Raw genomic sequence first — 15,223 nt, 5'->3', positions numbered from 1 at the left:
CTCTTTGCGCCTTCTCTTTTTTATTTTCCGTTGAGGGGGTGAGGCCTGCCGGCTCGACTGCATTTGCATTTTATTTCGATTTTCTTCTACTACCATTACTTTAAGCGGGAGGTCTATCTGAATGTTTCGTCGTTTTCGATTTGCTAAGCTGGCATCCGTCACCTTGATCGCTTCCGTCGTACTGTCCGCTTGCAGCTCGTCCCCGGCTCCGTCCGGCTCGAAAGTGAGTCAAGGCTCGGCGGACGCTCCGGCCTGGACCGGGGAGATTACCGTCTGGGACGGCCCAAGATGGTCGGATGATCAAAATAATAAGTATTTTTGGATCGAACAGAAAAAAGCCGAATTTGAAAAGCTTCATCCGGGTGTAACGATCAAGATCGTACAGACTCCATGGGCGGAGATGGAAGACAAATTAAATGTCGCCATAGCGGGCAAGGCATGGCCCGATCTCGTATACAACGTCAGCAACCGGATTGCCAGCGTCAAGAACATTCAGCAAGGTGTCGTGGAGCCGATCGACCCTTTCTATACCAAGGAAGAGCTGGACGACTTCTTCCCGAACACGTTAGCCGAGTATGAATATCAGGGCAAGCATTACGGCATTCCCGTCAGTTCCCGGGTGCATACGCTGCTGCTCAACCTCGATATGTTCAAAGCCAGAGGAGTAGAGCCTCCTAAGGACGGCAAATGGACGTATGAAGAATTTGTAGACAAGATGAAGAAGCTTACCGGAGACGGAAAGCACGGTTTCTCGACTTATATTATGCCGAGCTACTACGAGGCATGGCCGTTCATTATGATGGATGGCGGGCGTCCGTTAAGCGAAGATATGACCCGGTATACGTTCGACTCGCCCGAAGCGATCAGCGGACTGCAAAAGTTTCTCGATCTGAAATTCAAGCACCAGGCAGCCCCTCCCGATATGGGAACGTCTAACGTCGGCGATACGTGGAAGCAATTTGCCGCTGCGGACAAACGGCTGATGGCCGTTCAGCCGTGGAGCTCGTGGGCGATCGCTTCGGCCCAGAAAGACCCTTACAAGATGAACTTTATGGTTGCGGAATACCCAAGTGGTACAACCGGCAAATCAACTACAATCGGCGACGTTCTCGGCTGGGTTATGTTTAAGCAGAAGGATGACGGGAAGCGCAAGATGATCGTCGAGTTTATGAAGTTTTTGACGACGACGGACGAAATCTATACGACGGCCAAATATTACGGGGTGTTTCCATCCAAAAAATCGGCTGCACAAAAACGCCCATTCGAAGATAATCCGCAAATGGAGCAGGCGCAAAAAATATCGGAAAACGCCGTTATGGTGCCGCGTCATCCGCAGTGGGCGAAAATCGACGAGCTGATTCAAAAAGAGCTGCAGCTTGCCGTAAACGGCACGAAAAGCGCGGAACAAGCATTAAAGGACGCAGGCAGGCAAGTGGAGCCGATTTTGAGAAAGTAATCAAAAGGCAACGATTGCATAGCTGCCTTTCCGAGAGCTCAACGAATGAAGTTTCAGAAACGATAAGACGGTCGGGGGCTTCCGCCGATAACGGGAGCTCCGGCCCCTCATAAGGAGGACTGGGGCTTGGAATCTTACATGCATCACATGAAGACCGGCATAACGCTCAAGGAAAAGCTCAAGCGCAGCTACAGCCGGTATGCGCCCGCTTATTGGTTTTTGCTGCCCAAGTTGCTGTTGTTTGCGCTCTTCACGATTATCCCGGTTTTTTGGTCGCTGGCGCTTTCCTTTCAACAGTTTGAAATATTCGATGCCCATTGGGTCGGACTGGACAATTACATCGAGGCTTTCCGCAGCGAGATGTTCCGGGTTTCCTTATGGAACACGTTTGTATACACGATCGTAACCGTACCTGTATCGGTATGGTCGGCTTTAGTTATCGCGTCTCTCGTTTTCCCCCTCCGGCCGGTATCCCGGACGTTTTTCCGCGCCGCCTTTTATATCCCGTCGGTCACCTCTATGGTTGTAATCGCGATGGTATGGCGCTGGATGTTTAATTACCGGTTCGGCTTGTTCAACGGAATGCTGGAATGGATCGGTTTGCAGCCGATCGACTGGCTGGGGCAATCCTCGTCGGCGCTGTGGTCGCTAATCTTGATGAACTTGCTTATACCGCCCGGTGCGGGGATTATTATTTATTTGGCGGCGATGGGCTCCCTGAATCCGAATCTGGTCGAAGCGGCCCGTATAGACGGGGCGTCTTCCTTTCAGATTTGGCGACAAATTACGGTTCCGCTGCTGAAGCCGACGACGTTTTATTTGTTGATTCTAACCTTGATCGGCTCGTTCCAAGTGTTCACCCAAATCGTCATGATGACAGGCGGCGGTCCGGGCAACGCTACGGAAACTGTTGTGCACGTCATCTACAAAACCGCCTTCCGCGATTTCGATTACGGTCTTGCTTCCGCGCAATCCGTTATTTTGTTCCTGATTATTATGGTGTTCTCGATCATTCAGTATCAAATATCCGGCGACGACGACAGACGGCGCTTCAAGTTTCGCTTAAGAAGCAAGAACAGCTGAGAGAGGAGGACCCTCATGACCTATACCGCACGTAATCGTCTCGGAAAATGGATCGTATACGGGCTGCTGCTCGTTATGGCGGTCATATCTCTGCTGCCGCTGTATTGGATCTTCACCACATCCCTTCAGTTGCCGTCTTATCAGAATGAAGAGATGAAGCAGCCCGTATCGTATGTGGAATCCGATCCTCCCAAGCTGTATCCGTTCGGAGTTGTGGAGTACTTCTCGCAGTGGCAAAAAAAGCGGGAAGCCGAGCAGGCGGGCCACGGACAACGGGTGCAATATCACGAAGAGAAGATGCAGGAAGTGATCCGTTCGACGTTCTCGTCTTATGTGTATTTGTTTAAGAGTACCGAAATTATCCGATGGCTGATCAACACGTCCGTCGTTGCCGTAATAGGCGCCCTCGGGTGTATATTGTTCGATACGATGGCCGGTTACGTACTGGCCAAAAAGCAATTTCCGGGGCGGATGGCGGTGTTCTGGATTATTCTCGCCACGATGATGATCCCTGAACAGGTTACGCTCGTTCCCACGTTTATGATCGTGCAAAACCTTCAGCTGTACGATACGTTGGGGGCAGTGATCCTCCCCGGGTTGGCCGGAGCGTTCGGTGTGTTTTTAATGCGCCAGTTTCTGGTCAACACACCGAACGAGCTGCTGGAAGCGAGCAAGATTGACGGAGCGTCCGAGTGGAAAACGTTCATCCATGTCGTTATCCCCTTGGCTATGCCGGCGATGGCTTCGCTTGGGATATTCACCTTCGTGGCGCAGTGGAATTCGTTCTTATGGCCGATCATCGTGCTGAACGATGTGAAATGGTTTACTTTGACCGCCGGCCTCAAGACCCTCCAGGACGCCAATCTAGCTAATTTCAAACTGTTGATGACAGGCGCGGCCGTAGGGGCTGTACCGGTAATAGCGATGTTTTTAATGCTGCAGAAATATTTTATTCAAGGGCTGACGCTGGGCGGTCTGAAAGAGTAGCCGGTTTTCCGGAGCCGGACCGTGTCGAGCGGACCCTAGGAAGGGGTGTCAATGATGAACAAAGCGAACGCCAAACTGCCCCGCGTTCTTGTAATCAGCATCGACGGGTTGGGGTATAACAGCTGGAATCGGAGCGGCGTACCGATGCCGAACCTGAAAAAGCTTGCGCAGCGGGGCGTCGAAGCGGGGATGAGCAGCATTACGCCTTCCGCTACGTGGGCTATTCATACGAGCCTCGTATGCGGCACCTATCCCCGCAAGCATGGCGTTCTGGGCAATTGGGTCGTGGACCGCGAGACGAACCGGGTCGGGGAGCACTTCGGAGAGCGGATGTATCCGAAGGAAGAGTCCGTTCACAGTCTAACGATCTATGACGCGGTGAGACAAATCGGAGGCACTACAGCCGCCTTGTGCTGGCCTAAAACTTGGGGCGCGACTGGGCTCGATTTCGTCATACCGGAATGCTACGAGCAGGAATTAATGGAGGCGGGAAGCACGGCTTCTTTATGGAAGGAGCTTGTGGATTTGGGTCTGCCCATGCACAGGTATGCGTCATGGAGCAAAGATCATGCCCGAGGTCCTATGCAGGACTGGCTGACGACCGAAATCGCCAAGCATCTCATCCGGCGCCATTCCCCCCATTTGCTGCTTGTCCATTATTTGCTTCCGGACAGCTATCAGCATGATTATGGCACGCATTCCGAGGAACTGGACTGGTCTCTGACCTATATAGACGAGCGAATCGGGGAGCTGCTTCAGGAGTTGGAGGCGTCAGGCGGGACGGAGGAGACGTTTGTGGTCATTATGTCCGATCACGGCTTTGCCGACGCGACCCGAACGTTTTATCCGAACGTACTGTTTAAGCAGTTGGGCTGGTTTGACGAGGCATGCCCCGAACGGAGCAAGGTGATGGCCGTTTCCAATGGCGGCAGCGGGTACGCTTATTTGCTGGAACAAGACACTGAGGAAAGAGAAAAGCTGCGGGAGCAGGTTCGTTCCCGGCTCCGGTCCGTGGAGGGTGTCCGGCTGCTGGTGGAGGACGATGCGGAATTTGAAAAATGGGGGCTCCCCGCAGGAGGCGAACATAGCCGTTTTAAGCCGGACTTCGCTTTTGACATGCATCTGGACTGGTTTGTCAACTTTGGGCATCAAGGCGGCGAGGTAACGGCAGAGCGGTCCAAATTTACCGGAATGCACGGTTATTTCGCGGACCGGGACGAGATGAGGGCATTCTTTGTCGCGGCAGGCCCGGGGATCGAGCGGGGAGCACGTCTGCCGGACATCGGACTTGTGGATGTAGCGCCGACGGTTGCCAGCTGGTTCGGCATCGCGATCCCGGACGCGGACGGAAAGAAGCTGATGCTGGGAAGAAGGGACGGAAGGTCATGTTAATTTTGGAGGATGACGAACGAAGCGTATCCGCAGCTCTGGAGCTGCTGCTTCAGGCGGAAGCGGTATTTTTTGATCTGGACGGCTGCATCTATTTTGGCGATCGGCTGGCGGGCGGGGCTTTGGCGCTGCTGGAATGGCTAAGCCATAAAGGGAAGCAGGTCCGCTTCGTAACGAATAATTCTACCGATACAGACGCGCAGGTGGCCGCCCGCTTAGTCCGGATGGGCCTAAAAGCCGGGTCCGAACAAATTATGACGGCTACGGAACTAATAGGGCTGCACCTGATGAGGCTGTACGGCAGAACGACGCTTAAAGTGATCGGCAGCCGTTCCCTGCATAGCGCGTTGGAACGGGCCGGGCATCGTTTAGTGCCGCTGTACAGCGACGAACGGGCCGATACGCTCGTGATTGGCCGGGATACGTCCTATGATTACGCGAAGCTACAGGCAGCTATGGAAGAAATGGACACCGGTACGCCGGTGCTTGCGACCAATCCGGATTTGTTTCATCCGGGGAGCCGGGGCGAAAAGGTGCCGGAGACCGGAGCTCTGTATAGCGCGCTTGAGGCGATGACGGGCCGGAAAATCAATTATTTCGGCAAGCCGGCTCCTTATATGTTCGAGCTTGCTATGGAAAACTGCGGCGTAAAATACCCTGAATTATGCGTAATGGTCGGCGATAATCTGCATACGGACATTGCGGGAGGCCGTTCCGCACGCATGAAAACGATCTGGCTGTACGGTGCGGCCAATCTTCCGTCGTCTGAGGAACCGCTCCCTTTCCACTTGCGGCCGGATGTTGCGCTTCCGGATCTGCAGTCTCTTTCGGCTCGTGTGGGATTTGGCGGTGTATAATGAGAACGTTGCCGTTTGCTAGCGAAAAATGCTTCTAAACGAAGCCTTCTCCACGATGAATGACCAATCACTTTTTTTAAAGCAACGCTTTAAGGCCTTGCGACTCTACAAACCTTGAGTTCCTGCAACGATGAAAAAAGCGGTCCGGTTATCCGGCCGCTTCTGTGCGTTAACGGTGCATGTTGGAAGAGTTCTATCGTTCATAGAAGCACCGGTGTAACTGGTTTATTAAGCTGCCGCTCACTGTCTTGGCTGAAGAATCAGCGACTGAAAATGAGGATTGTCTTCTCCTTGCGACACGGTGTCGAAATATACGATCCGGAACAAGCTGCTGACTGCCTTCAGCAAGTTCTCATCCGTGTACATCGCGAAAAACCGTTTCGGTTCATAAAAGTCCTGCTCCCATACACCCTCCGAATCACGCCCGCCATACACGCCCATGTAAAACAACCCGTCCGGCTTCATCACCCGCCGAATCTCCTTCAGGGCGGCCGGGAGCTCCGCTTTCGGCACATGCAGCAGACAGTTCAAGGCGTACACGGCGTCGAACGATTGATCCGGGAAGCCCAAATCGTCGAAGCTTCGCACCTCGGCCTGCAATCCTTTCTCCCGGCAAATCCGTACCATCTCCGGGGACTGGTCGGTGCAGACCACTTCAAGCCCGGCGGATGCAAAAAACAGACCGTCCCGTCCCGGTCCGGAGCCGACCTCCAGCAACGTCCTGGTATCGTTCTTCCTAAGGGTTTTCAGAAAATGCTCTCGTTCGCGAACTTTCCATTCGGCCGTTCCCGCTTGGTCCCGCTCTTCAGCGTGACGGTTGTAGGCGGCTACTAAATCGGCTTTATATACACCGGTCACGGGTTCCCCTCCTTCAGCTGGTGTTACTCAGGCAAGCTTGCGCTCATAAGTCAGAAACGTATGAGGGTGTGCGTTTTTCTCATCGACCTCGCCCGCCACGCTCGAGGTAACTTCCCATTGATCGGGATCGAGTTCGGGGAAAAAGGCGTCCCCTTCGAATCGTTCCTCGATCGAGGTAACGTAGATCCGATCAGCGTAGCGGAAAAACATGCCGTACACCTCCGAGCCTCCGATAACGAACGGGCTTTGCCCGGCAGCGGCCTCAAGCGCCTCCTCCGGCGTATGGACGACCCTACAGCCGTCGGCGGCATAGGAGGCATCCCGGGTCAGTACAATATTCAACCGGCCCGGCAGCGGCTTCCCGATCGATTCGTACGTTTTGCGCCCCATTATCACCGGATGGCCCATCGTCGTTCTTTTGAAAAAGGCAAGATCCGCCGGGAGCCGCCAAGGCAGTTTGTTATCTTTGCCGATTACGCCGCCTTGCGCCATGGCGACGATCATCGAGACGGAAGCAGGTGCTTGTCCGCTCATATCGCGACCTCCCCTTTAATGCGCGGATGCGGATCATAGCCGATCAGCTCGAAATCTTCGTAACGGAAGTCGAAGATCGACCGGACATCCGGGTTCAGCTTCATCGCCGGCAGCGGCCGGGGTTCGCGGGTTACTTGGAGACGGATCTGCTCCATATGATTCGAATAAATATGCGCGTCGCCCAAGGTATGGACAAAATGGCCCGGCTGCAGTCCGGTAACTTGAGCCATCATCAGCGTCAGCAGCGCATAAGAGGCGATATTAAAAGGAACGCCAAGGAAAACGTCCGCGCTCCGCTGATACAACTGACACGACAGCTTGCCGTCCGCCACATAAAACTGGAACAGACAGTGGCAGGGGGCCAGCGCCATCCGGTCCAGCTCGGCGGCGTTCCACGCGCTGACGATCATCCGGCGCGAATCGGGATTGTTTTTGATTTGATCCAGCACGATCGCAATCTGGTCGACCGCGCCGCCGTCAGGCTTGGCCCATGAGCGCCACTGCTTGCCGTACACCGGCCCCAAATCGCCGTTCTCATCAGCCCATTCGTCCCATATAGATACACCGTGTTCGTGCAGATAGCCAACATTTGTGTCCCCGCGCAGAAACCACAGCAGTTCGTGAATGATCGAGCGAAGATGTAGTTTCTTCGTAGTCAGCAGCGGAAAACCTTGCTGCAGATCAAATCTCATCTGGTATCCGAATAAGCTGATTGTGCCTGTGCCGGTCCGGTCCGACTTGTGCACGCCTTCGTTTAATATCGTTTCGCATAGCTGCAAGTATTGCTTCATTAGTAAGTTCCCTCTTTTCTTTTCCGTCGTTTGCGGAACTTCCGCTGTCCATTTCAACCATTTTATATTACCATAAGGAAGGGCGTGCCCGATACGAAGACCTGTCGGTCGACCCCGACTTAAGTCCAGTCCGAATACCATCTTCGGTCCGTTTTGGATGGGCGTCCGATTTTCTATACTAGAAGCATAAGGTTGCATCGCTGCCAAGTCCGGTATGCGGTGAGCCAATACCATACAAAGGTGTTGTCCGACATGAAAAAATTGTACCGGTCCCGTAGAGACAGCAAGTTGTTCGGTTTATGCGGCGGGCTGGCCGAACTTCTTAACGTCGATTCTACGCTGCTGCGTGTCGTCTTGCTGGTGACGGCTTTCTTCACCGGAGGCACACTGATCCCGATATATTTTATCGCCTGCCTCGTCATTCCGAAGGAACCGGCGTTCGATCCGTTTTATAACCCAACATACGGGTATCCGAACCGGCCGGAATACGGCCCCGGACCCTATCATTCGGATCCGCACTACCGCGGCAGTTCGTATTATGGCAGCTCCAGCGGAACGACGCATCAGCCGTACGGAAGTTCCACTTATTCGAGCGGATACGGATCGAAGCCGCCCAGCTACGGTCCCGGCTATCAGCCGCAGACGGAAGCTCCGCCGTCCGCCGGTCCCGCTCCGCAGAAGCCGGCTCCCAATCTGGACGAGATGATGCGGGACGTCGAGAAGAAGGCGCTCCAAAAAGAGATTGAGGAACTTCGCGCCAAGCTGGCGCAGTATGAGAAGAGCGACAAATAAAGCAGGTTGGTATCAGCCACGGAACTTTAGCTTCCGTGGTTTTATTTTTTATAGGGAATGCTTCCTTGTTGGAAACGATTACGAACATACATTCGCTTTTGGTATGATGGAAGCAAACGCCGCGATGAACCATTTGACACCCCCGGAGTGCTGACATAGACTGAGATTAGTTTTTATTTTGAAGGGAACAACGCCCGGATAGTCGGAGGGTTACACGGTTGAACATCGACATTGCACGGTGGAAGCACGTCTTCAAGCTGGACCCGGAACGGGACATAACCGACTCGGCGCTCGAGCGGGTATGCATGTCGGGTACGGATGCCGTTATGGTTGGCGGCACAACGGGAGTTACGTTTGATAATACGGTAGATTTGCTGTCCCGGATTCGCCGGTTCGAGGTGCCTTGTGTGCTGGAAATATCCGAACACGACGCGATCGTTCCGGGATTCGATATGTATTTGATCCCCGTCGTGCTGAACGCGGGCAATCCGGATTTTGTTGTCGGTCAGCATCACCGTGCAGTGAAAGAATACGGTCCGATGATGCAGTGGGATCAGATTGCAGCAGAGGGATACGTGATTTTGAACAGCGGCTCCAGTGCGGCCCGCGTAACGGAAGCCCGGACAGAGCTGCAAGCGGACGATGTGGTCGCTTATGCGAGAATCGCGGAGAAGCTGTTCCGGTTTCCCGTATTTTACGTCGAATACAGCGGTATGTTCGGCGATATGGATCTGGTGAAGCGCGCTGCGGCGCAGCTCGAGCGTACCCGGCTGTTTTACGGGGGAGGCATCGACGGCCCCGACAAAGCGAGACTGGCGTCGGAAGCGGCTCATACGATCATCGTCGGGAACGCCGTATACGAGAACCTGGATCGTGCCCTGGAGACAGTCCGGGCGATACAAGAATAGAAAGGTTGACCGGAATGAACGGAAGCATCGATATTCATGCGGCAGTGGCCAAACTGAATAAGGAGCAGCGGGAGGCGGTCGAGGCGCTGAACGGCCCCGTACTTATTATGGCGGGAGCGGGCAGCGGCAAGACGCGCGTTTTGACGCACCGGATCGCTTATTTGATCGCTACGCGGAAAGCGGCTCCCTGGAGCATTTTGGCCATCACATTTACGAATAAAGCAGCCCGGGAAATGCAGGACAGAATCGGGAAAATCGCCGGACCTTCGGCGTCCGACATTTGGGTGTCCACGTTTCACTCCATGTGCGTTCGCATTTTACGGCGGGACATTGGGCGGATCGGATATTCATCCAATTTCTCGATTCTCGATTCCACGGACCAGCTGTCGGTTATAAAGACTTGTATGAAGGAACTGAACGTCGACGCCAAAAAGTTCGAGCCGAAGGCAATCCAGGCGGAGCTGGGTTCAGCCAAAAACGAACTGGTCACGCCGGAGCGGTACGAGCGCAAAATCGGCGATTTCTTTCAAGGCCAGGTCGCCAAAGTATACACGCTTTACCAGAAGAAGCTGAAGGCCAACAATTCGCTCGATTTTGACGACCTGATCATGAAGACGATCGAGCTGTTTCAGCAAGTTCCGGATGTGCTGGAGTTTTACCAGAACAAGTTCCAATACATCCACGTGGATGAGTATCAGGATACGAACAGAGCTCAATATATGCTATGCAGGATGCTTGCGGACAAGCATCATCATATATGCGTCGTCGGCGACAGCGACCAGTCGATTTACCGTTGGCGCGGAGCGGACATTGCAAATATTTTGAATTTCGAGAAAGACTACCCGGAAGCCCGCACGATTTACCTCGAGCAAAATTACCGTTCCACCTCCAACATCCTGAATGCGGCCAACGCCGTCATTAACAACAATACCGGACGCAAGCCCAAGCGGTTATGGACGGACAAAGGCGACGGAAGCAAGCTGCAGCGGTATGAAGCGGGCTCTGAGCACGAGGAAGGTTATTTTATAGCCGGGGAAATCGTCAAAAACTATAAGCAGGGCCAGAAGTATTCGAGCCACGCGGTGCTGTACCGGACCAATGCCCAGTCTCGGGTAATCGAGGAAATTTTGATCAAGTCGGATATCCCGTATCAGATCGTGGGCGGCATCAAGTTCTATGACCGGAAAGAAATTAAGGACATCCTGGCTTATCTGCGTCTGATCTCGAATCCGGATGACGATATTAGTTTAAGAAGGATCATTAATGTACCGAAGCGCGGGATCGGCGATACGACGCTGGACAAGCTGGCTGAAGCTGCGGCGGCGCGGGGAATTTCCATCTTTGCCGCGCTGGAGCAGGCGGACAGCTTGGAATTAAGCGCGAGATTTCGGGCTATCTTGGCCGAGTTTTACGGGTTGATCCGCAATTTGAACGCAATGCTCGACTATTTGTCCGTTACGGAGCTTACCGAGAAGATGCTGGAGCTGACCGGCTACCGTGAAGAGCTGCTGCGGGAAAATACGATTGAATCGAAGTCGCGATTAGAAAACATCGACGAGTTTCTGTCCGTTACGCTTGATTTCGAGAAGCGAAGCGAAGAGAAGTCGCTTGTGTCGTTTCTGACCGATCTGGCCTTAATCGCGGACATCGACACGATGGACAAGGAAGACGACGGCAGCGACAAAGACGCGATCATCCTGATGACGATGCACAGTGCCAAAGGACTAGAGTTCCCGGTCGTCTTCATCATCGGCATGGAAGAAGGAGTATTCCCGCACAGCCGTGCGTTTCTGGACAACGAAGAGCTGGAGGAAGAGCGCCGGCTCGCTTATGTAGGCATCACGCGTGCGGAGGAGAAGCTTTATTTGACCTGCGCACGGATGCGCACGCTGTTCGGGAAGACGGCGGCGAACGCGCCGTCACGGTTTTTCAAAGAAATTCCCGCGGAGCTGGTCGAGAATGCGGGAGGTTACGGCGTCATTGGCGGCAGCGGATCCTCTTACAGCTCCCGGAGCGGGGGATACGGCGGCGGCACGTCGGTATACGGATCTCCTTCGAGGGGAGCATACGGCTCGCCGGCGGGAAGCTCGATCGGCGCAGCTCAATCGGTCGCCGGCAGAGCCGCTGCAGGTGTGCAGCAGCGCCAGGCCGGAGCTGCCGGAAGCGGCGCGGCGGCATCGTATGCGAACGGTGATAAAGTGAGCCATGGCAAGTGGGGGACCGGCGTCATCGTTGCTGTAAAGGGAAGCGGCGATGATACGGAGCTGCAGATCGCTTTTCCTGCTCCTGTCGGGGTGAAGCGGCTGCTCGCGAAATTCGCCCCGATCTCCAAGCTGTAAACGGCTGACACGAAACTTCCGTCCTGCCGGCAGTGTGCGGACAGGATCGCGTGCAGGATTGCGGACTATTTAATCCGTTTATGAGAGGATGAAGTTGAATCGTGGCAGATGCGATGGAAACGATGAAGAGCTTGATCGATGAAATCGGCAAGCACAATTACCAGTATTATACGCTGGATCAGCCCATCATTAGCGACAAGGAGTACGACGAGCTGTACGACCGGCTCGTTGCGCTGGAGCGGGAGACCGGCGTCACGCTGCCGAACTCTCCGACCTTGCGCGTCGGCGGAGAGCTGCTGGACGGCTTTCAGCCGCACAAACATCTGGCGAGACTATGGAGTCTGGATAAAGCGCAAAATGTAGATGATCTGATGGCTTGGCATACCCGGGTGCTCAAGCTGATTAACGATTACAATACCCGTAATCCGGAAGATCCGCTGCCGGAGCCCTCCTTTGTCGTAGAGCTGAAGTTCGACGGACTTTCGTTGAATCTGACTTATGACGGAGGTCAGCTCGTTCAGGCTTCCACGCGCGGCAACGGGGTCGTTGGCGAAGGGATTCTTCCGCAAGTGAAGACGATTCGCTCCATCCCGCTTGAAATTCCTTACAAAGACGGGATTCTTGAGGTGCAGGGCGAAGGCATGATGTTCTTGTCGGTCTTCGATGCCTACAACAAAACCGCGGCGGAGACGCTGAAAAATCCGCGTAACGCTGCAGCCGGAGCACTCCGCAACTTGAATCCGAAAGCGACAGCCGAAAGAAAACTGAACGCTTTCATATACAATGTCGGATATTCGGATAAAGCCCGGTTTAAGGACCATCGAGAAATGGTGCAATTTTTGAGGGACAACCGTTTTAAGGTGAACCCATACGTGCAATTTTACGACTCGATTCTGGATGTCGCCGAAGAGTTGCGCAGGCTGGAGACCGTCCGGCATGATTTTGATTATTTGATTGACGGTGCGGTAGTCAAAATTAACGATATGCGTACACGCGAAGTGTTCGGCTATACCGATAAATTTCCACGCTGGGCGGTAGCTTTTAAATTCGAAGCCGAAGAAGCGACGACGATCCTGCAATCGGTATCGTGGGAAGTAGGGAGGACGGGCAAACTGACGCCTGTCGCCGCCGTCGAGCCGGTAGATATCGCCGGCGTTACCGTGTCCAACTGTACGCTTAACAACATAGGCGACATCGAGCGCAAAAATTTGAAGTTCGCACTCGGAACACCTGTCTTTATCCGTCGTTCCAATGACGTGATTCCGGAAATTCTCGGCAAAGTGACCGAGGAGCAGGACGGAACGGAGATTGTTTATCCTACCGCATGTCCGTCTTGCAGCACCGAACTGGAGCAGCGGGGCGCTCATCTGTTCTGTCCGAACCGGCTTGGCTGCAAGCCTCAACTAATAGGCCGGATCACGCATTTCGCCTCGCGCGATGCGATGGATATCGAGACGTTCAGTATTATGACGGCCCAGCAGTTGTATGACGAGCTTGAGGTGCGCGATCCGTCCGACTTGTTTTATTTGCAATTCGAAGATCTGATCAAGCTGCAGCGATTCGGGGACAAGAAGGCCAAGAAGCTGCTCGAAGCGATCGAGAAGTGCAAGACATGCGATCTGCCTTCGTTTTTATTCGCGCTTGGTATCCCCAATACGGGCAAAACGACGACGAAGTCGCTGGCCGAGCATTACGGCAGCCTCGATAGACTGATGACCGCTACGGCCGACGAGTTAACTGGTATCCCGGATATCGGCGGCATCGTTGCGGAGAGCATCGTGAACTTTTTTGCCGATCCCGTCATGATCCGCAGCATCGAGCGGATGCTGGCGGCAGGCGTAACGCCGCAAGCGGAGGAACGGGCGCAGCCGGCCAATACCGAGCATCCGCTGTTCGGCAAAACCGTGGTGCTCACCGGTACGCTAACCAGCATGGGGCGGGACGAGGCCGCTAAAAAGCTTGAAGCGCTCGGTGCCAAGGTAACCGGCAGTGTATCCAAGAAGACCGATCTTGTCATTGCCGGCGAGAGTGCGGGCAGTAAGCTGGCCAAAGCGAAAGAACTAGGCATCCCTGTAATCGAGGACGAGGCAGAACTGCAGCGGCTGCTTGAGGGATAACCGAATAGAAGCTATCGCTTACGCCGGGCATGCATTGTGTTAGATTTTTTTCTTAAATGGACACAATGCCGGACGTTCATCGTAGCATCTTGGACCTTGTGCTCCCGCTCAGAGGTAAGAGAGAACCGAATAAGAGTGGTTTGTACCCTTAATTTTGTTCGAACACTCGCCTGGACACGGAATAAGAGCGGTTTGTAGCTTCTAAAATCCGCTAAAAGGGTTATACCCCCATTAGTTGGTTGAAATAAGGGGTACAAACCACCTCTATTCGTCTCTGTCCTCCCAATATGTCGAATATAGAGGGTGCCAGAGACTCTTATTATGTGATTAGTCTGTACGTATTTCGTTTTAGCGAAAGCTGAAGGGGATCTGATCGTGTGAAAGCTGCTCACGGGCCATAACCGAAGGCGATCTGTTACCCTAAAAACTCATCAACGAGCGGCCCGAGCGAGGGTCCCCTTCCCTTCAACGCGCAAACGTTGCACACCAAGGACCGTCCGGATGCTTTGACCGGATGGTTTTTCCTTAAGAGCTAAGAAAGATTCAGTTTTCAGCGAAGCTGAATTCTTTCCGCTCGCAAGAAAAGCTGCCTCGTACGTCGGGTCATGCATCACGGCTAAGGTTTCGTCAGGAAGCTTTTCTTTTTGTCGAACATGTAATTTAACCTGGTCTTTGCTGCGTTGTAACGGCTAATGTGGGTGGCCTGGAACGAATCCGAAAAATAATTTAAGAAAAGAGTTGCATTCCATTTTGAAACCTGATATTATAAGTTCTTGTCACGACATGATTCGCTAAAAAAATGAGCCAGTAAATAAGGCTTATGAACCATGACGGCGACAACAAAGTTCCTTGAAAACTGAACAAATGAAACGGACCATAAAAGAAATTTCGTTGGCGCAAGCTGCGAGATTTCACAAGTCAGTACGTTTGAGCAATCAGCTCTAAAATAAAGAGATGCTTCTCGTGAGTGAAATCGGAGAGGCGGCTCAACCTTATTGGAGAGTTTGATCCTGGCTCAGGACGAACGCTGGCGGCGTGCCTAATACATGCAAGTCGAGCGAGTCCTTCGGGGCTAGCGGCGGACGGGTGAGTAACACGTAGGCAACCTGCCT

The 15,223-nt window shown here is 53.6% G+C and carries 12 protein-coding genes and 1 rRNA gene; 10 read left to right on the top strand and 3 right to left on the bottom strand.

Annotated features, from left to right (window positions below; translation table 11 throughout):
* Window positions 1-121: 121 nt before the first annotated feature.
* From AC3Y2E_RS31330 to AC3Y2E_RS31310, 5 genes are all read left to right on the top strand, one after another.
* Complete coding sequence (locus AC3Y2E_RS31330; protein WP_379217228.1) at window positions 122-1,456, top strand: extracellular solute-binding protein; 1,335 nt, start codon at window positions 122-124, stop codon at window positions 1,454-1,456.
* Between the two features lie 126 nt (window positions 1,457-1,582).
* Entirely contained in the window at window positions 1,583-2,539 is a 957-nt protein-coding gene (locus AC3Y2E_RS31325; RefSeq protein WP_379217227.1) for a carbohydrate ABC transporter permease, read from the top strand.
* Window positions 2,540-2,554: 15 nt separating this feature from the next.
* Window positions 2,555-3,526, top strand: coding sequence for a carbohydrate ABC transporter permease (locus tag AC3Y2E_RS31320; protein ID WP_379217226.1), 972 nt, complete (start codon window positions 2,555-2,557; stop codon window positions 3,524-3,526).
* A gap of 51 nt (window positions 3,527-3,577) precedes the next feature.
* Window positions 3,578-4,918, top strand: a complete 1,341-nt coding sequence (locus tag AC3Y2E_RS31315) for an alkaline phosphatase family protein (protein WP_379217225.1) — start codon at window positions 3,578-3,580, stop codon at window positions 4,916-4,918.
* Window positions 4,912-5,772, top strand: coding sequence for an HAD-IIA family hydrolase (locus AC3Y2E_RS31310; protein WP_379217224.1), 861 nt, complete (start codon window positions 4,912-4,914; stop codon window positions 5,770-5,772). Before AC3Y2E_RS31315 ends, AC3Y2E_RS31310 begins: the two co-directional genes overlap by 7 nt.
* Before the next feature lie 240 nt (window positions 5,773-6,012).
* On the opposite strand, the gene AC3Y2E_RS31305 is transcribed toward AC3Y2E_RS31310, so the two are convergent.
* Genes AC3Y2E_RS31305 through AC3Y2E_RS31295 form a run of 3 tightly spaced genes read right to left on the bottom strand, consistent with a single transcriptional unit; the run spans window position 6,013 to window position 7,955 of the window.
* The gene (locus tag AC3Y2E_RS31305; protein WP_379217223.1) at window positions 6,013-6,630 is read right to left on the bottom strand and encodes a class I SAM-dependent methyltransferase; all 618 of its coding nucleotides are present in this window, start codon (window positions 6,628-6,630) and stop codon (window positions 6,013-6,015) included.
* A 27-nt stretch (window positions 6,631-6,657) separates the two neighbouring features.
* Window positions 6,658-7,164 (bottom strand): dihydrofolate reductase, encoded by a 507-nt coding sequence (locus AC3Y2E_RS31300; RefSeq protein WP_379217222.1) that lies wholly within the window; start codon window positions 7,162-7,164, stop codon window positions 6,658-6,660.
* On the bottom strand, window positions 7,161-7,955 hold the full coding sequence (locus AC3Y2E_RS31295) for a thymidylate synthase (protein WP_190929322.1): 795 nt from the start codon (window positions 7,953-7,955) through the stop codon (window positions 7,161-7,163). Before AC3Y2E_RS31295 ends, AC3Y2E_RS31300 begins: the two co-directional genes overlap by 4 nt.
* Window positions 7,956-8,207: 252 nt before the next feature.
* Between AC3Y2E_RS31295 and AC3Y2E_RS31290 the strand changes: the two genes are divergently transcribed.
* From AC3Y2E_RS31290 to AC3Y2E_RS31270, 5 genes are all read left to right on the top strand, one after another.
* Window positions 8,208-8,747: a PspC domain-containing protein gene (locus AC3Y2E_RS31290; RefSeq protein WP_379217221.1), complete on the top strand. Its 540-nt coding sequence runs from the start codon at window positions 8,208-8,210 to the stop codon at window positions 8,745-8,747.
* Window positions 8,748-8,965: 218 nt separating this feature from the next.
* The gene (pcrB, locus tag AC3Y2E_RS31285) at window positions 8,966-9,655 is read left to right on the top strand and encodes a heptaprenylglyceryl phosphate synthase (protein ID WP_379217220.1); all 690 of its coding nucleotides are present in this window, start codon (window positions 8,966-8,968) and stop codon (window positions 9,653-9,655) included.
* A gap of 14 nt (window positions 9,656-9,669) precedes the next feature.
* On the top strand, window positions 9,670-11,994 hold the full coding sequence (pcrA, locus tag AC3Y2E_RS31280) for a DNA helicase PcrA (RefSeq protein ID WP_379217219.1): 2,325 nt from the start codon (window positions 9,670-9,672) through the stop codon (window positions 11,992-11,994).
* 113 nt (window positions 11,995-12,107) lie between these two features.
* Window positions 12,108-14,111, top strand: coding sequence for an NAD-dependent DNA ligase LigA (gene ligA, locus AC3Y2E_RS31275; RefSeq protein ID WP_379217248.1), 2,004 nt, complete (start codon window positions 12,108-12,110; stop codon window positions 14,109-14,111).
* Between the two features lie 992 nt (window positions 14,112-15,103).
* A 16S ribosomal RNA gene (locus AC3Y2E_RS31270) occupies window positions 15,104-15,223 on the top strand; the annotation flags it as partial.

Source organism: Paenibacillus sp. MAH-35, assembly GCF_058135425.1.
The sequence above is the reverse complement of the archived record's forward strand: the minus strand, read 5'-3'. Positions and strand labels throughout refer to the sequence as shown.